The sequence below is a fragment of the Weizmannia sp. CD-2023 genome (genome assembly GCF_036225245.1).
GTDB classification, from domain to species: Bacteria; Bacillota; Bacilli; order Bacillales; family Bacillaceae_C; genus Weizmannia; species Weizmannia faecalis.
Window position 1 is genome coordinate 1 of sequence record NZ_JARTJQ010000109.1, and the last position, 17,143, is coordinate 17,143.

A 17,143-nucleotide genomic window follows, 5' to 3' on the forward strand; every position below is an offset into this window, starting at 1 on the left:
CCGATTCCCCATGAACACGGCGATGGACCGGGAAAGCCGGAATGGGCAACAGAAAAGCGGAAAGAGTTGTCCAATGCGGCGCGTTGATGGCCGCACCGCTTAACAGGCGAAGGACATTTTGCTGCAAAAATGCGCAAACACGCGGAGGAAACGGGGCAAAAGGTGCCGCTTGAAAAGGGCATGAAGCTTTCAAAGCAACAGGAAAAAGACTGGACAACCTTTGCCAAAAACACCCTCGAGCATTTTGACCCGGGCAGGCGCTCCTTTTTTCTGTATAAAAACGAGCTTTTCCTGCTGCCTTTTAACTGCCCGCAGTTAAAGGGGCTCCATCTTGTCCGGTGCGGCCTGCATCTCGGTACTTTCAAAAAAAATCGATTTGAACCGAATCACGCGCTCGCGCTTTCCCTGAAAGCCGGACAATGCAAACACCGGATGGACCTTCGCGCCGAAAGCAGTGAATGCATCCGCTATTTAAAAGGGGAGACACTACCGGGAACAAGCGAGAACCGCGGCTGGATCTTGATCACGGTGGACGGTTTTCCGCTCGGCTGGAGCAAAGAAGCGGGCGGCATTTTGAAAAACTTTTATCCGAAAGGGTTAAGGATCGTTTAAAACCCGTGTAATGCGCCCAGACAAGTGTTTTGGTGCCGTTTACGTCCGCGTCAAGATCGTTTAAAATCCGTATCATGTACACAGGCGGCGGCGAAACCTTCTGTGGCATATTGAAAAGCCGGCTTTTAAAGGCCGGCTTTTTGCTTTATTTTGGAAATCCAAGTGTAAACGAGATGTCATCATGCTGCAAATCAAATTCGTTGACTTTCACCTTGGCGCCGTTTTCCAGCTTCATATTTTGCAGCTGGACATACACCAGTTTTTCGCCCGGCTGGATGATCACCCATTTCGGCAGATGGTAGGTCGTTTTGACGAATTTTAAAATATAGGATACCGGGAGATGGACGGAACCGAGGGATACCGATTTTTGTTTTAAAACGAGATCCCCGTTCTTTAACGCTTTCGGCTTAAACGTCATCTTATACTGCATTTTTTCGGAAAACACCCCGACAGTTCCATAGTAGACGACTTCATCATTTAAAAGCACTTTCCCTTTTATTTTTTCTTCCCGCAAATAACGGTTAATGAGCGCCGTTAAGTCCGCCTTGTTTGTCTCTACCCGCAAATCAATCGTTTTTCCGGTTTTTTCCGGTTTGGGCACGTGGCCATCCGGCACAAAAAGAAAAAAGGAAAGCACGAGTACAAAGGCCACAACCAGTGAAGCTAGTGCAAAAAAAGCGATTTTCCATGGGTTTCTTTTCACGCAAGCATCATTCCTTTACCACTTTGCTATTTTGGAATCCCCAAAAAATTCCCTTTCAGGAGATACCGGTAAATCCGTTTCGACATCCGTTTATACCCTTCATCGTTCGGATGGAAATGATCGTCATAAAGCAATTCATCTTCGTTGTTCTCAAAAATATCTGCAACTGGGATAAAAATGGTATTTTTATAGCGCGATGCCACCTCTTTGCTGGCATCATTCCAGGCTGCAAGCATTTGTTCCACTTCTTTTATATCGGTCAGCCACTTCGAAAAAGGGTTATAGAGCCCGACGAGCGCAATCTTTACATCCGGATTGATCGCGCGGATGCGGCGGAAAATTTGATCGAGCCGTTGTTTGTACCCTGGAATGGCCGCCTCAAACTCCTGCTTGTTTAAATTGGAAATATTTTCACGGAGCACTTTCATCATATCATTGCCGCCGATGGTAATCATAACAACATCTGAATCCTTGATGGACTTCCGAATTTTTTCATCCTGGAGCCGGGCAAGCAATTGGTCGGTCCGGTTCCCTTTTACGCCATAATTGGCAATGGTGGTTTTTTTCACACCCTTTAAGGCGTCCAGTTCATTTTTCAAGTAATAGGTGTAACCGCCGCGCCCTTTGCTGTCGCCTACGCCTTCAGTCAGGGAGTCCCCGATCGAGACGATGTGCAGCGGAACGGGCACCATCTTTTTTTCGTTGCTTGCCGGTTTAAACAACAGGCCGGTTATGCCGTGTGAACAGCCCGATAAAGCAAGCGCAACGGAAGCGAGAAGAGGAATGAACCATTTTTTCATTTTTGACACCACTTAGCCTTTCTGAATTTACAATGTACCCATTATAACATGAAAAACGGGATCTTCTGCTGATGAATGCATAAAATTGCACCCGCTAAAGACGCAAGTTGTTTCCATTGCAGATTGCCCCGCAAAACCCTATAATAAAGAGAAGCTTAAAGACGAAGGTGGTTTAAATTTTTGACAACTTCAACACTGCTTTCATCCTGGAAACAGGAACTGGCCAATGCCGTTACGCATGGCATCGGTTTTCTGCTCAGCATTCCGGCGATGGTTATACTCGTCGTTTTCGCCGCAGAAAAGAATAACCCGCTCTATCTAGGAAGTTTTCTTGTTTTCGGGGTTTCCATGCTGCTTTTGTATTTGTTTTCCACACTGCTGCACAGCTTTTACTGGACGAAAGTGAAAACATTTCTCGCGATTCTGGACCATTCTGCCATTTACTTGTTAATTGCCGGAACGTATACGCCGATTGTGCTGATTACACTGCATGGCACTTTGGGATGGGTACTGTTTTCGGTCGTATGGGGAGTTTCTGCCATTGGCATTGCCGGAAAATGTTTTCTCATTCACCGCTTTAAATTATTGTCCACAATGCTTTACTTAATCATGGGCTGGCTGATCCTCATTGCGATTGAGCCTTTGTATAAAGGGCTTACGGCTCCGGGATTCTGGCTCCTTTTTTCAGGTGGGATCTGCTACTCGGTAGGCGCCGTGTTCTACACATGGAAAAACCTTCCTTACTCCCATGCGATCTGGCATATCTTTGTCATTGCCGGAAGCGCGTTTATGTACTTCACGATTTTATTTTATGTCTGATGGCACAGAGAAAAAACCATGGGAATGTTTCCATGGTTTTTTACCTTTTCCGTACAAATACTTGAAATTCGTAGTCATAAGGATTTTTTTCGTTTTTTATCCCTTTTGTGCTGGAAGCTATTTCCCACTCCTCCCAGTCAACAGGCGGAAAATAGGTATCGCCTTCCATGTCAGCATGTATTTTCGTCCGGTACAATTTTTCCGCTTCCTCAAGCAGCAGGGCAAAAATCTCCGCGCCGCCCGTGACAAAAATCTCACCGCCATGTGCATCCGCCCATTTTAACAGTTCTGTTTTGCCTGCGACAACGACGCAGTCTTGGGCCTTAAAATCCGGGTCTCTCGTCATCACAATATTCGTTCTGCCGGGAAGCGGCTTTCCGATCGATTCAAACGTCCGCCTTCCCATGACAACCGGATGACCCATTGTTATGTTTTTAAAATACTTCAAGTCTTCGGGAAGATGCCACGGAAGCGCATTGTTCTTTCCAATCACGCCTTTTTCATCTTCCGCCCATAAAAAGGAAATCATACACTCACCTTCCCCGGGATGTGCGGATACGGATTGTAATCTTTTAATGTAAAATCTTCGTACCGGAAGGAGAAAATGTCTTTTACTTCAGGATTCAAAACCATTTTCGGCAGCTTGCGGGGCTCCCGTGTCAGCTGCAGCTTCACTTGTTCGATATGGTTCAAGTAAATATGGGCATCGCCAAGCGTATGGACAAAGTCCCCCGGTTCCAGCCCCGTAACCTGCGCAATCATCATCGTAAGCAGCGCGTAAGAAGCAATGTTAAACGGCACGCCGAGGAAAATATCGGCCGAACGCTGGTACAGCTGGCATGACAGCTTGCCGTTTGCCACATAAAACTGGAAAAAGCAATGGCACGGCGGCAGGGCCATCCTGTCAATCTCCCCAACATTCCATGCGTTAACGATCAGGCGCCTGGAATCCGGATTGGTTTTGATTTGTTCAATGACCTGGGTGATCTGGTCGATCGTCCGCCCGTCCCGGGTTTGCCATGAACGCCATTGTTTCCCGTAAACCGGGCCGAGGTCGCCGTTTTCATCTGCCCACTCATTCCAAATGCGGACGCCGTTTTCCTGGAGGTATTTTACATTCGTATCTCCTTCAAGCATCCAGAGCAGTTCATAAATAATCGATTTCAAATGCAGTTTCTTAGTTGTCAGAAGCGGAAAACCGTCCTCCAGATGAAACCGCATTTGATGGCCGAAAACGCTGATCGTTCCGGTACCGGTCCGGTCATCTTTTTTGACGCCGTTTTCAAGCACTTCGCGGCAAAGATCTAAATATTGTTTCATCATGATTCCATCCTTTGTCATTCAAATATCCGGGTTTCTATCCTGGAAAATTGCGTTATATAAATTGAAATCCAGTTTTTACAATGGGGCAAAACCATCCATTTGCATAATTATTCCTTTTTGCGGCCGGCAACAAAGAAGCCATGTTTCGCTCATTTTACATCCTTCTGCCGGTGCTGTATTCACTGCGTTTGCAAAAAGCGCATGAAATGTTCGACTGGATGAGGTGTCCGTCTTCCACACCGCTTTAGTCTTTTATCCGTTGCAGCGCTGTCAGCTGCTGCCGCGACAAGCGTTCTTCAACCCGCCTTTATCCTTTCATCCATTGCGGCGGCATGTTTTTGCCCCAGTAAATGGTGCCAAGGTGGCGGTGCGTTTGGAAATGGTCAAAGGCTACATGGTAATGGAAATTAAAATAGTAGCCGTCGCCGGGCGGATGGTCGCGCCGGACATGGAAACGGATGATGTCTTTATTTGTTTCCGTATTGTAAATATGAAACATTTTTTCACCGGTTCCCGCACTCGGCTGGTCTGAAACAGCGAGCAGCGGTAGTTTGTCCTGCGGGTATTCCTGCAGCGTTTCCGCGATGGCGGTTTGAATGTTTGGCAAAACGGCAGCACGGAACTCGTCTTCAATAACAGGCCTGATCCTTTCCCCGAATTTCAGATAAGCCCGTTTTTCTGCATCTTCAACGAATGACCGAGCAAGCGCGGCACTGTCAATCTTGCGGCTTGTGGCAGCCGTCCGATTGGAATAAGCAGAAGTCGTTTCCGCCGTTTCATTGCCAGTTTTATAGAGATGATTCCAGATTGCATGGGAAGGGGGGACAAGGCCGAATGTTAAAACAGAAACAAGGATAACCATTGATTTTTTCAGCCAGTTTTTCACGTGATCCCCTCCATATCCCAACAGTTCGAATATGTATTTATTATATAATATTTACACAGAAAAAACAGGCCCCATTTTGCAACCGGAATGATGCAAACGGGGCCGCAATTTTATGCGCAGTGTTGGTCAAAAGCAGCATGCAGATTTTCGATGATTTCTTCGACTTCATGCCCTTCGATATCGCTTCTCGGGATAAAATGGGCCACTTCTTTCCCTTGAAGCAGCGCCACAGAAGGGGAGGAGGGTTCGATGCCGGTAAAATACTCACGCATTTTTGCCGTTGCTTCTTTGTCCTGGCCGGCAAATACCGTAACAAGATGGTCCGGCTTCTTTTCAGCCGTCCGGATTGCCTCAACAATTGCCGGACGCGCAAGCCCGGCTGCGCAGCCGCACACCGAGTTCACGACAACCAGCGTGGTGCCTTCCGCTTTTTCCATATAGGCCTCTACTTCTTCCGGTGTACGCAGTTCCGTAAACCCGTTTGCCGTCAATTCTTCCCTCATCGGGGTAATAAGCGCCCGCATGTATTCTTCATATGCCATTGACATGTTGATGTCCTCCTTTAATTATGGCTGGATTTGCCTTGCTTCTGTCATCTGCTTCCAGACCGAGCCTTTTGCTTCTTCGCCTTTTGTAATCCGCTCAATCGCCATTCTGACCTGGAGCCTGACTTCAAATTCAGGGTCGTTTTCCGCTTCCCTTAAAGCCGGTAGAGAAGCTTCGTCACCCGCTTCGTATAAAAACATGGCGGCGCGCCACCTGACAATTTTGCTTTTGTCTTTGAGCGCTTTTGCCATTTCCCCGCATGCCTCTTTGAACCCGAGATCGCTAAGACAGTCGCCTGCCGTCCGCCGCACGCTTGCATTCGCATCATGCAGACCACGGTATAAAAGCGGCAGTACCCGCTTGTCTTTCACCATGCCCAAATAAACAACGGCAAGCCGCCTGATCGATGGTTTTTCATCTTCCAAGGCTTTCTCAAGGACAGGCAGGTCGGAAAGATCTGGGTCTTCCATTTGTTCAAGGAGCCGGTACCTTTTGCGCCAGTCATCCGTTTCCAGCATGCCGGGCGTTAATTTCAGCCTTTTTTTGGCAGTGGGAACCTGCTCCGGATGCTGCGCTTCATTTACAAGCCGGTTTAGCCTTTCTTTCGGATAAGCGGCAATGATTTCTTCTGTGACTTCCGCACCGATTTCTTGCATCTCTCCGTATCGCACGCCGAAGTCTTTCCATTTCCGCAAGAAAACATAATTGTCGCCTTCCAGTTGCGCAGCGGCAAGCGCCTCGGCAAAATAAGCCGGCAGCCCGAAACGTTTTTCCTGTTCCCCGTCCGTCAGTTTGACCTGGAGCGGAATGCCTTTAAACATCTGGACAAACACCTGGACTTCCCCGAAATGCTCATTGGCACGAGGGCTGTTTCCGGTTTCTGTTTCCGCCTCCCCGAACACCTCACGCACTTTCGGCAAAATGTCCTGCCAGTCCGTTTTACCATGCCGCTCCACCGCGAGAAAATCCGCAACATGGTATACGCCTTTCACGCCATCGATATCAAGGATACGGCGGATCACAGGCGGCACCCCTTCTTCCTGCCCTTTCTTATAATTGCTGCGGGCGCCGTCCGGCAGTGCTTCCGTCAATACGACTTTCATCGTATTCGGGCTCGGCGTTGGTTCAATCGCTTTAATTTTCATTTCCACACCGCCTTTCCCATCCAGTCTACTTGCATTTTAACATAAACACAGTGGATACACGAATGAGTTGATTCTTTTCATAAATATCAAGCGTACCTTAAAAATGGGAAACATCTTTCGCGCGTTCGCCGGCTCGCCCTTTTTTCCTTTCAAAAAGCATGTTTCCGGCTGCCGCCCATTCCTCCAGCCCGGAAAGCGACGGACCAACTGTCACGCTTTTCCGGCAAAAAACGGGTCGCCTTCCTCAGAAAAAGTTAGTTGTCGTTTTTTTCCTGCAGCTCGGAAAGATAGCTCCAGCGTTCAATAAGGCCTTCCAGCCGCTCGTTTTCTTCTTCGAGCGCTTTTGAAATGTCCTGGGCCCTGACAAAATCGGAGCCGGCTTGTTCCAATTGTTCGTTCAGTGCGGCAATGGCTTGCTCGCATGCTTCAATTTTTTCGTCTATCTCTTCCCATTCCCGCTGCTCATTGTAAGACCATTTTTTTCGTTTCGGTTCCCGTTTAGACTTCGGCACATCCGTTTTTTCCTCCTGTGCCGGCGTTTCATGCGCGATTTCGAGGTAGTCGCTGTAACGGCCAAAAAAGCGGCTGATTTTGCCGCCGCCTTCAAAAATAAGCAGCTGCTCCGCGGTTTTATCAAGAAAATAGCGGTCGTGTGAAACCGAGATGACGACGCCCGGAAACTCTCCGATATAATCTTCAAGCACGGTAAGCGTCTCCGTATCGAGATCATTCGTCGGTTCGTCCAAAAGCAGCACATTTGGCCGCGACATCAGAAGCCTGAGCAAATACAGCCTGCGCTTTTCGCCGCCCGACAGTTTTCTGACCGGGGTGCCGTGCGTGTGCATGTCAAAAAGAAATCTTTCCAGCATTTGCGCGGCGGAAATCGTTTCCCCGTCTTTTGTTGTCACCGTATCCCCCGCTTCCCGTATATACTCGATCATCCGCTTATCTTCATTCATGCCTGGCGTTTCCTGACGGTAATACGCGATTTTGACGGTCTGCCCGGTGAGGCGTTCCCCGGAATCGAGCGGAATCCTGCCAGCGAGAATGTTCATCAAAGTTGATTTTCCGCTTCCATTTTTCCCGACGATGCCGATCCGGTCACCAGGCTTTACGAGCAGGTTGAAATCCTTTAGAATCGTCTCTGAACCGAACGCTTTATTAGCATGCTGCAGTTCAAAAACCTGTTTGCCGAGGCGGCTGCCGGACAAAGCGATATCGGCTTCCTGCTGCCGGGGGCTTTTACCGAGGCTGGATTCCAGTTCTTCAAAACGCCCGATCCTTGCTTTTTGTTTTGTCGAACGCGCCTTTGCCCCGCGCTTCATCCAGGCAAGCTCCCGCCTGTACAAATTTTTCCGTTTTTCTTCCTGCTGCAGTTGCGCTTCTTCCCGCTGCGCTTTTGCTTCCATAAAATCCTGGTAATTCCCTTTGTAGCTGTACAGTTTTCCACCATTAAGCTCGAAAATCCGGTTTGCCGCCCGGTCGAGGAAATAGCGGTCATGTGTCACAAACAGGACAGAACGGGGATATTTTGCAATAAATGCTTCCAGCCACTTGACAGCCGGATAGTCGAGATGGTTGGTCGGCTCATCCAAAATCAACAAATCGGGTGTTTCCATTAATACCCGGGCAAGGGCGACCCGCTTTTTCTGTCCGCCTGACAATCCCGAAATTTTTCTGTCCAAATCGCGGATGCCAAGTTTTGAAAGGACCGTCTGTGCATTGGCGCCGGCTTCCCATGCACCGCCGGCATCCATTTCTTTTTGCAGCCGGAACAATCGATCCTGTTTGTCTGCATTTCCCGGATCCTTCCCGACTTCAAGCAGCGCCTCTTCATAGGAACGTAAAAGCGCCATAATTGGAGACTCGCTTTTATATACCTGTTCAAGGACCGTGAAGGCCGGATTCAGTTCAGGCTCCTGCGGCAAATAACCAATGGTATAATCGTTCGGCGTGCTCAGTTCCCCGCTATCCGCTTCATCCTGTCCCGCAATGATTTTCAGCAGGCTCGATTTTCCGGTGCCATTGACGCCGACAAGGCCGATCCGTTCCTGTTCCCCAATGTGGAAAGAAAGATCACCAAACAGCACTTTTTCCCCGTAAGATTTTGTCAGTCCCTGAGCTTGAAATATTTTCATCGTTCAACATTCCATTCTTTGAAAAATTCCTGTAAAAACTGCTCCATAAAGTAGTGGCGTTCTTCTGCAAGTTTTTTCGCCGTCTCAGTGTACAGCCTATCTTTTAAAAGTAATAGCTTTTCATAAAAATGATGGATCGAGGAAGTTTTCCCGTTTCGATATTCTTCTTCAGTCATTTGTTTTCTCACTGGCAGTTCCGGGTCATAGAGCGGCTGACCCTTTTTTCCGCCGTATGCGAATGCGCGAGCGATCCCAATTGCCCCGATTGCATCCAACCGGTCGGCATCACGGACAGCCATTGCCTCAAAATGCAACAGTTCTGTTTCATTGCCGCCTTTAAAAGAAATGCTTGCAACGATATTTTGAATTTGCTCTTTTTGATATTCCGCTAGCGGCAGGCTGTTTAAAAAGGCCTTCAGTTTTTTCGCCCCTTTCTGGTTGTCCGCGTTCAGCTTTACGTCCGGAATATCGTGCAAAAGGGCGCTAGCTTCAATGATAAATCGATCACCTTTTTCCTCTTTTTCCGCAATATAGAGTGCAAGCCCGCGGACACGCCTAATGTGGTGCCAGTCATGACCGGAAGCATCTCCGCTGTGGAAAGCGCGGGCGAACTGTTCAATCTGTAAAAGAACCGGATGTTTATACATAAATGCCCCTTTCTTTGCCTTCATTTTATCATGTTTTTTGGGCAAGCAAGCCAAAAGCTGCACGACAGAGCATGCAGCTTTTGTTAGACCCTCATCCGGCGCAAAGTCTTCACGGCATCTGCGGGCATCTTAAGCAAATCATCCATTAAATCTTCCGTTATCAGCCGGGCAAAATCGATGGCAACTTCTTCGGTTACACCCGAGCGTGATGAGCGGACAGTCCTTTCCTCGATGCGGCGCCGGTTGCCGTTTCCCCATGCGGAAAAGATAATCTGTTTATAATCAGCGGATCGGTCTCTGTTTTTCCAGGAAAAAGTTACGGCCGCACTGGCACCCGCTTTGGCGCCGGACGCGAGATCCAGTATTTCCGCCGCCAGCTGCCCGAGCGAAGCCGAAAGACAGATCGTTACGCTTGCTTCCTGCCATTCCGGAAGCTGAAGCGTAATGCGGTATTCCCGGGACATTTCCGCCAGGTCGACCAGGTCTTTTCTTCCGGTGATGGATGCTTCCCCTCGTAAATCAAGCTCATAGGCAGCACCTTCGAATACAGTCTTCATATTTTCAAAAGCAGTTGGGTCAAACATCGCCTGTCCCCCGTTTAAAAGAGCCCGGATGCGCGGCCGTCCGCATCAACATCCATCCGGTAAGCGGCCGGTTCTTTCGGAAGACCCGGCATGGTCAGAACGTCTCCTGTCAGGGCAACGATAAACCCGGCGCCAAGCTTCGGGACAAGTTCGCGGACATGGATCGCAAAATCATACGGACGGCACGTTTTGTGCGGGTCATCGGATAAGGAATACTGCGTTTTTGCAATACAAACAGGAAGATGTCCCCATCCGAATTGTTCAAATTCGCGGATTTGTTTTTGCGCCTTCGCGGAAAATTCGGCACCGCGGCCGCCATACACCTGACGCACAATCGCCTCTATCTTCTCTTCAATGGTTGATTCAAGCGGGTAAACCGGCCTGAATGTATGTGGCTGTTTGGCGGCTTCCAGCAGTTTGGCCGCAAGATCTATGCCACCTGCGCCCCCTTTTTCCCACACTTCCGTAAGCGACACAGGAATGCCACGTTCACTGCACCAATTTTCTAAGACAGCAATTTCCGCATCACTGTCCGATATAAACCGGTTGATGGCAACGACAAACGGCAGACCGAATGAAGCGATCGTTTCAACATGTTTTTGCAGGTTTAAAAGCCCGGCTTCAAGAGCCGCAATATTTTCTGCCGCCAAATCTTCCTTGCGCACCCCGCCGTGCATTTTTAATGCGCGGATGGTGGCGACAATCACAACGCCGTCCGGTTTCAAGCCGGCTGCCCGCGCTTTAATGTCGAGGAATTTTTCAGCACCGAGATCGGCACCAAAGCCGGCTTCCGTGACGACATAATCGGCCAGTTTCAAAGCGGTTTTGGTCGCCATCACGCTGTTGCAGCCGTGCGCAATATTGGCAAACGGGCCACCGTGGACAAGCGCCGGTGTATGTTCGATCGTCTGGACAAGATTCGGTTTCAAAGCATCTTTCAGCAATAAGGCAATCGCGCCTTCGATTCCGAGGTCACCGACGGTCACGGGTTTCTTTTCGTAATTGTAGGCTACAACGATGTTCGCAATCCGCCTTTTTAAATCTTCGAGATCTTCCGCCAGGCATAAAACGGCCATCAGTTCAGAAGCCACCGTAATGTCAAATCCGTCTTCACGGGGCACGCCCTGGCCGGGACCGCCGAGACCGACGACCACATGGCGCAGCGCCCGGTCATTTAAATCGACCGCCCGCTTCCAGACAATGCGGCGCTGGTCAATCTGCAATCGATTTCCCTGGTGGATATGATTGTCCAGCAAAGCGGAAATGGCATTATTGGCAGCGGTAATCGCATGAAAATCGCCTGTGAAATGAAGATTGATCTCTTCCATCGGCAAGACTTGTGCATAACCGCCGCCCGTTGCGCCCCCTTTCAGCCCCATGACCGGTCCGAGTGATGGCTCCCTTAAGGCAATCACGGTTTTATGGCCCAGCTGTTTTAATGCATCGCCGAGTCCGATTGTGACGGTTGACTTGCCTTCCCCAGCCGGCGTCGGATTGATGGAAGTGACAAGAAATAATTTTCCGTCTTTTTTGGTTTTAAGCTGCTTGATTTTTTCATATGTAATTTTCGCCTTGTATTTCCCGTAATATTCAAGGTCTTCTTCTGCAAGCTGCACGGTTTCCGCAATTTCTTTGATCGGTTTCAGCGAAGCATGCTGTGCAATATCAATATCCGTCTTTCCAATCGAATGGCTTGGCAATGTCAAATCCTCCGCTTCATCAAAAATCTGCTTCCATCTTCTATTCTACATACCCCTGTAGCCCATTGCACCTGAAAAAAGGATTTTTTCACCCATACCGGAAAATCGTTTGGCTCTAGCCCTAATTTTCTGCATAAAGGCGCCATGCGAAGTTTGTTTTCCGGCTGGCGGGAAAGAGCCCTGCTTGCATCAAGCAGGGAGGGTTCTAAATCCTGATGCGTGCCGGCAGACAGCCTTTTAGGCAACATGCCCCATCATCCGGTGCATAAAAAGGAACCAGCACCCATTTCAAGGGCAGGGAGGCCGGAAAATTCAATCCTCGTTTTGTGCCTGAAGCCGCTTCAGGTCGTTCACCCGGCCCGGATCTTCCTCAAAGTATTGGACAAGGTCTCCGATCCGGTCAATGGAATTCCAGCTCAGGTGATGTTCAATTCCTTCTACATCTCTATAAATATTTTCTTCGTCGACCCCGATGATCCTTAAAAACTGTTCAAGCAAATGATGGCGGTCGACGAGCCGTTTTCCAATTTTTTTACCTTTTGGGGTGAGGACCAGTCCGCGGTATTTTTCATAAACAAGATAATCATCCTTATCCAGCTTCTGTACCATTTTCGTGACGGATGAAGGATGAACGGAAAGCGCTTCTGCAATATCAGAAACACGCGCATATCCTTTGCTTTCAATCAGAATAAAAATCTGTTCAATGTAGTCTTCCATACTAGGTGTCGGCATCCACGGGCCCCCATTCTTACAACAAATATTGAGTCTGCCGGTACAATAACAATACCATCAGTTTACTATAATCACGGATGATGTACAAGAATTCCTGAAAAAAGCTGCGCCAGTTTTAAACCGCTTGCAAATTTAAGAATTCACAACAATTTTCCCTCATTTTTGATTCGTTTGTCTTGACTATCCATACCGGATGGAGTATATTAATTATAACATTAAACAAGTGATTTCCCAGACCTTGATGGCGGTTTTTCATCTGTTTAATGCAACATTTTTTGGCACGAACGTGCTTTTGATTTAGGAGGATTAAGAAATGCAAAACGGTAAAGTAAAATGGTTCAATAACGAAAAAGGCTACGGGTTCATTGAAGTTGAAGGTGGAGACGATGTTTTCGTTCATTTCACCGCTATTCAAGGTGAAGGATTCAAAACATTGGAAGAAGGCCAAGCTGTTTCTTTCGACATCGTTGAAGGCAACCGCGGACCTCAGGCAGCGAATGTAACAAAACTTTCATAAATCATAGAATGCAACGAGGCTGGCTTTTATGCCAGCCTTTTATTTTTCTGCATTTGTGTAAGTCCTCACAATACCGGATTGTGGCATTTTTCCGGTTGTTGCATCAGTATACTGTTTACAGTCTGCGATGTCTTCCGCCACGCCTGTTGTCTGAGCCGACTTTGTTCGATTTAATACGGCAAGACGCGCAACCGTTTTCGGGTGCCGCCTGTTTCCCGCATTTTGTAACACCCGTCACGATAACCGGTCGCCGTATTTTTTCAGCTTTTCGCCTACCGTGCATTGCCGGATGCAAAACTGGTGGGCATATTTTTTCCCACGTGTTTTCCGGAAATGCGATTTTAAAAAACAGCCTTCACAATACGTCTTTAATATTTCATCCACTTCCCGGATGAGTTGTTTTCTTTCCATCTTTATCCCTTCTTTCTTTCCGCCAGCTTTCCCATCCGCATTGCACGTGCATTTATCCATTGCGGCACGCCTGACTTTCCCGGGGATCCCTTTATCAAAATTTCCCCGAATTTGGGCATGCTATAACAAGAGGTGATCAGGATGGCTAAAAAAGACAATACAAACCGCGGTAAAGCGGCAAATTCCGTTACGCCGCAAGGAATCGCACAGGATGCGGCATTCGCGCCGGACCCAAAAACAACCCTTGAAAACCGCGCGAAAAAGTCCAATACAAAAATCTGACAATCGCAAAACGGAGAAGAAAAACAGCATTCTTGTCCTGAATGCTGTTTTTCCACTTTCCGTCCCCAATTAAACCGGGCAAAGTGGTTAAGAAATGAAGCTTGCGTTTATCCGCGCTGTAACCAAATGGCGTTTTACCATTTTTAATTCCAGTTCCTCCATCAGTTCCATAAACGTTTCAGGAATCTGGCCAAACCGCGCTTCTTCCAAAGAAAAAGCCACAGGCACATCACAACGGATTTCAGCAAGTTTTCTGCTCAGGTGCAGCATCTCCAATCCCGCTTCGATTTTTTTCTGCTGCGACGGGGTGAGCTCCCCGAGATGCTCCAAAATGCCGCTGATGTTTCCAAACCGGCTGACGAGCTTAAACGCTGTTTTTTCACCGATCCCCTTCACACCCGGATACCCGTCGCTTGCATCGCCCATCAGCGCTTTTACATCGATAAACTGCCGCGGCGTCACCCCGTATTCGTCCATAAACGCCGCCTTTGTATAGGTTTTATAATTTCCGAACCCTTTTTGGAGGAGATGGACTTCCACATGGTCATCCAAAAGCTGCAAGATGTCGCGGTCGCCGGTCAAAATGGAAATATCCGCCTCGTCTTTGAACCGGCTGCTAAGGGTGCCAAGACAGTCGTCCGCTTCATACCCGGCCACTCCGACATTTGGAATTTCAAAAGCTTCCACTGTTTCTTTCGCCAGGTCAAATTGCGGAATCATCTCAACCGGCGGGACGTCCCGGTTTGCTTTATATTCACCGTACAGGTCGTTGCGGAACGTTTTGCTCCCCATATCCCAGCAAACGGCCACATGCGTCGGTTTTTTGTTCTCAGCCGCCAAAAGCAAATGGCGCAAAAAGCCCTGCACGCCGTTTGTCGGCATCCCTTTAGAATTCACCATAAACTGCCCCGTCACGGCAGTGGCATAAAAAGCCCGGAAAAGGAGCGCCATCCCGTCAATTAAAAGCAAATGCGGCCTCTTATTCATGCGATCACCTCATCAAATATCATCCTGTTATTATAACACAACCAGCAACTGGCCGCATTGAAAAAAGGCGGTTCTAAACGGGCGAACCATTGTGCCCGGTTGAAATCCAGCCGACCGTAGATCAAAGCAGGGAAAAATTCAACTGGGATCTACAAGATTTTCTTCCATCAACCGGTCGAGCGCGAGCAGGACGGCCATTTTGACATGCGCATACGTAAGGCCGCCCTGAACATAGGCGGTGTATGGCGGGCGGAGCGGGCCGTCGGCGGAAAGCTCGATGCTTGCCCCCTGGATAAACGTGCCAGCTGCCATGATGACATCGTCCGCATAACCGGGCATATCACTCGGGTATGGCGTCACATATGAATTCACCGGTGAAGCAAACTGGATCGCCTGGCAAAAGGCGACCATGCTGTCCGGGTCGCCAAATTCAACGGACTGGATGAGGTCCGTCCTCGGCGCATCCCATTTCGGATACGTATTCATCCCGGATTTTTCCAAGATTGCCGATGTAAACACCGCACCTTTTAATGCCTCTGCCACCACATGCGGCGCCAGAAAGAAGCCCTGGTACATCTCAAGAAGGCTGTAAAGCGATGCTCCTGCTTCCGCGCCAATTCCGGGAGATGTCATCCTGTAAGCGCAGCTTTCCACCCATTTTTTCTTCCCGACAATATAGCCGCCCGTTTTCGCAAGCCCGCCGCCCGGATTTTTGATAAGCGAACCGGCCATTAAATCCGCGCCAACATGGCATGGCTCCTTCTCCTCTACAAATTCGCCGTAGCAGTTGTCGACAAACACAACTGCATCCGGCTTGATTTCTTTTACAAAGCGGATCATTTCCCCGATCTCATCCACTGTAAACGAAGGTCTTGACGCATATCCTTTTGAGCGCTGGATCGCAACCATTTTTGTATGGGGATGGATCGCTTTTCTTACCGCTTCAAAATCGACCGTGCCGTCTTCCTTCAAGTTTACATAATTATAGGTTATGTTAAACTCCTGCAGCGAACCGTTGCCACTACCGTGCACCCCTGTAATTTCATCAAGCGTATCGTACGGCTTTCCGGTTATGTATAGCAATTCATCCCCCGGGCGGAGGACGCCGAAAAGCGAAATCGTAATCGCATGTGTCCCGGAAATGATTTGCGGGCGGACGAGCCCGGCTTCCGCGCCGAAAACATCGGCATATATGTTCTCAAGTGTTTCCCTGCCGGCGTCATCATAGCCGTATCCGGTCGACGGATAAAAATGCGACTCGCTCACTTTATACTTTTGAAAACTTTGCAAAACGCGGAACTGGTTCGCTTCCGCCCGTTTTTCTATTGCGCTGTGGACCGGGCGAATTTGACGCTCGGCCTCTTCTGCCATTTGCCTGAGTTTGGCACCATGAGTCAAATACTGGTACATCTTCTACACCTTTCCGTTCAAAATATGGGGTGCATGCAAGGCAACCCGCTGCATGCACCCGCGCGCAAGGTTTTTATTCAGCATATTGTTGTATCGCGCCCAGAACCGGATGGCCTGGAAGCGCATATCCCTTGCACTGGTATGCCTCATTTTCTTCTTTAAAAATTAGTTCTCTTAAAATGGTATCACTTTTTAAAACTGAAAGCAGCTTTCCTTCTGTTTGCGGGACAAGCGCGCGATACGGCACCATTTCGGCCAACACTTGTTTTTCAATTTCCAACAGCAGCCGGTGGATGTCTTTTTCGTCTTTCGCGCTGATCATGATGCTGTTTTGTGCATTGGGCACGAAATGGCTGTCTTTTATATCCATTTTATTGTAAACGGCAAGCTGCGGTAGATGGTTCATTTCCAGTTCGGAAAGCAGGCGCTGCACCGTTTTTTGATGGTTGTCATAATCCGGGTTGGAACTGTCAATGACATGCAAAAGCAAATCGGCTTCCCGCACTTCTTCTAAGGTCGAGCGGAACGCCGCAATCAGCGTCGTCGGCAAGTCCTGGATAAATCCGACCGTATCCGTCAGCAAAGCCGTATAACCGCTTGGCAACACAACTTTTCTTGTCATCGGATCAAGCGTGGCAAACAGCTGGTTTTCCTCATAAGAATTTGCGGCAGACAGGCGGTTAAACAATGTCGATTTTCCGGCGTTGGTATAGCCGACAAGCGCAATTTGAAACACATGGTTCTTTTTCCGCCTTTCGCGGTACCGCTCCCGGTGGTGGACAACCGTTTCAAGCTGCGCCTTGATTTCAGAAATGCGGCGGCGGATATGGCGGCGGTCCGTTTCAAGCTGGGTTTCCCCCGGCCCCCTCGTGCCGATTCCGCCCCCGAGCCGCGACAGCTC

At 48.8% G+C, this 17,143-nt stretch carries 20 protein-coding genes; 4 read left to right on the forward strand and 16 right to left on the reverse strand.

Annotated elements, in window-relative coordinates; genetic code table 11:
* Window positions 1-129 precede the first annotated feature (129 nt).
* The gene (locus tag P9687_RS15675; protein ID WP_328228923.1) at window positions 130-612 is read left to right on the forward strand and encodes an RsmF rRNA methyltransferase first C-terminal domain-containing protein; all 483 of its coding nucleotides are present in this window, start codon (window positions 130-132) and stop codon (window positions 610-612) included.
* 145 nt (window positions 613-757) lie between these two features.
* Here the strand turns inward: P9687_RS15675 and P9687_RS15680 are convergent, their stop codons facing one another.
* Window positions 758-1,315, reverse strand: a complete 558-nt coding sequence (locus P9687_RS15680) for a YpmS family protein (protein ID WP_035188536.1) — start codon at window positions 1,313-1,315, stop codon at window positions 758-760.
* 26 nt (window positions 1,316-1,341) lie between these two features.
* Window positions 1,342-2,115: an SGNH/GDSL hydrolase family protein gene (locus P9687_RS15685; RefSeq protein ID WP_035188533.1), complete on the reverse strand. Its 774-nt coding sequence runs from the start codon at window positions 2,113-2,115 to the stop codon at window positions 1,342-1,344.
* A 180-nt stretch (window positions 2,116-2,295) separates the two neighbouring features.
* Between P9687_RS15685 and trhA the strand changes: the two genes are divergently transcribed.
* The gene (trhA, locus tag P9687_RS15690) at window positions 2,296-2,934 is read left to right on the forward strand and encodes a PAQR family membrane homeostasis protein TrhA (protein ID WP_017550777.1); all 639 of its coding nucleotides are present in this window, start codon (window positions 2,296-2,298) and stop codon (window positions 2,932-2,934) included.
* A gap of 40 nt (window positions 2,935-2,974) precedes the next feature.
* Here the strand turns inward: trhA and P9687_RS15695 are convergent, their stop codons facing one another.
* The 10 genes from P9687_RS15695 to mntR form a co-directional block, all read right to left on the reverse strand.
* Complete coding sequence (locus tag P9687_RS15695) at window positions 2,975-3,463, reverse strand: dihydrofolate reductase (RefSeq protein WP_035188530.1); 489 nt, start codon at window positions 3,461-3,463, stop codon at window positions 2,975-2,977.
* On the reverse strand, window positions 3,460-4,254 hold the full coding sequence (locus tag P9687_RS15700; RefSeq protein WP_026104540.1) for a thymidylate synthase: 795 nt from the start codon (window positions 4,252-4,254) through the stop codon (window positions 3,460-3,462). Before P9687_RS15700 ends, P9687_RS15695 begins: the two co-directional genes overlap by 4 nt.
* A 310-nt stretch (window positions 4,255-4,564) precedes the next feature.
* Window positions 4,565-5,143: a YpjP family protein gene (locus tag P9687_RS15705; RefSeq protein WP_017550773.1), complete on the reverse strand. Its 579-nt coding sequence runs from the start codon at window positions 5,141-5,143 to the stop codon at window positions 4,565-4,567.
* A gap of 110 nt (window positions 5,144-5,253) precedes the next feature.
* Window positions 5,254-5,691 (reverse strand): BrxA/BrxB family bacilliredoxin, encoded by a 438-nt coding sequence (locus tag P9687_RS15710; protein WP_017550772.1) that lies wholly within the window; start codon window positions 5,689-5,691, stop codon window positions 5,254-5,256.
* Between the two features lie 18 nt (window positions 5,692-5,709).
* Window positions 5,710-6,834: a conserved virulence factor C family protein gene (locus P9687_RS15715; protein WP_026683687.1), complete on the reverse strand. Its 1,125-nt coding sequence runs from the start codon at window positions 6,832-6,834 to the stop codon at window positions 5,710-5,712.
* Between the two features lie 254 nt (window positions 6,835-7,088).
* Window positions 7,089-8,972, reverse strand: coding sequence for an ABC-F family ATP-binding cassette domain-containing protein (locus P9687_RS15720; protein ID WP_026683686.1), 1,884 nt, complete (start codon window positions 8,970-8,972; stop codon window positions 7,089-7,091).
* A complete protein-coding gene (locus tag P9687_RS15725) occupies window positions 8,969-9,619 on the reverse strand; it encodes an HD domain-containing protein (protein ID WP_014098471.1) in 651 nt (216 codons plus the stop codon). The genes P9687_RS15720 and P9687_RS15725 overlap by 4 nt, the downstream gene beginning before the upstream one ends.
* An 83-nt stretch (window positions 9,620-9,702) precedes the next feature.
* The gene (locus P9687_RS15730; protein WP_026683684.1) at window positions 9,703-10,203 is read right to left on the reverse strand and encodes a hypothetical protein; all 501 of its coding nucleotides are present in this window, start codon (window positions 10,201-10,203) and stop codon (window positions 9,703-9,705) included.
* 14 nt (window positions 10,204-10,217) lie between these two features.
* Window positions 10,218-11,903: a formate--tetrahydrofolate ligase gene (locus tag P9687_RS15735; protein ID WP_035185072.1), complete on the reverse strand. Its 1,686-nt coding sequence runs from the start codon at window positions 11,901-11,903 to the stop codon at window positions 10,218-10,220.
* Between the two features lie 312 nt (window positions 11,904-12,215).
* Entirely contained in the window at window positions 12,216-12,635 is a 420-nt protein-coding gene (gene mntR, locus P9687_RS15740) for a transcriptional regulator MntR (protein ID WP_014098475.1), read from the reverse strand.
* A 313-nt stretch (window positions 12,636-12,948) separates the two neighbouring features.
* Here mntR and cspD point away from each other — a divergent pair, with 313 nt between their 5' ends.
* Window positions 12,949-13,152: a cold-shock protein CspD gene (gene cspD / locus P9687_RS15745; RefSeq protein WP_013859190.1), complete on the forward strand. Its 204-nt coding sequence runs from the start codon at window positions 12,949-12,951 to the stop codon at window positions 13,150-13,152.
* A gap of 234 nt (window positions 13,153-13,386) precedes the next feature.
* Here the strand turns inward: cspD and P9687_RS15750 are convergent, their stop codons facing one another.
* Window positions 13,387-13,563 carry a zinc-finger domain-containing protein gene (locus tag P9687_RS15750; protein ID WP_014098476.1) on the reverse strand — a complete coding sequence of 59 codons (177 nt, stop codon included), beginning with the start codon at window positions 13,561-13,563 and terminating at the stop codon, window positions 13,387-13,389.
* Between the two features lie 141 nt (window positions 13,564-13,704).
* On the opposite strand from P9687_RS15750, the gene sspL reads away from it, so the two are divergent.
* On the forward strand, window positions 13,705-13,845 hold the full coding sequence (sspL, locus tag P9687_RS15755) for a small, acid-soluble spore protein L (RefSeq protein ID WP_013859188.1): 141 nt from the start codon (window positions 13,705-13,707) through the stop codon (window positions 13,843-13,845).
* Window positions 13,846-13,932: 87 nt separating this feature from the next.
* Here sspL and P9687_RS15760 read toward each other — a convergent pair whose 3' ends face one another.
* The 3 genes from P9687_RS15760 to hflX form a co-directional block, all read right to left on the reverse strand.
* A complete protein-coding gene (locus P9687_RS15760; RefSeq protein WP_035188528.1) occupies window positions 13,933-14,832 on the reverse strand; it encodes a 5'-3' exonuclease in 900 nt (299 codons plus the stop codon).
* 138 nt (window positions 14,833-14,970) lie between these two features.
* Complete coding sequence (locus P9687_RS15765) at window positions 14,971-16,242, reverse strand: methionine gamma-lyase family protein (protein ID WP_035188526.1); 1,272 nt, start codon at window positions 16,240-16,242, stop codon at window positions 14,971-14,973.
* A 73-nt stretch (window positions 16,243-16,315) separates the two neighbouring features.
* Window positions 16,316-17,143: GTPase HflX (gene hflX, locus P9687_RS15770; RefSeq protein ID WP_328228924.1), on the reverse strand; the 828-nt coding region annotated here is incomplete at its 5' end.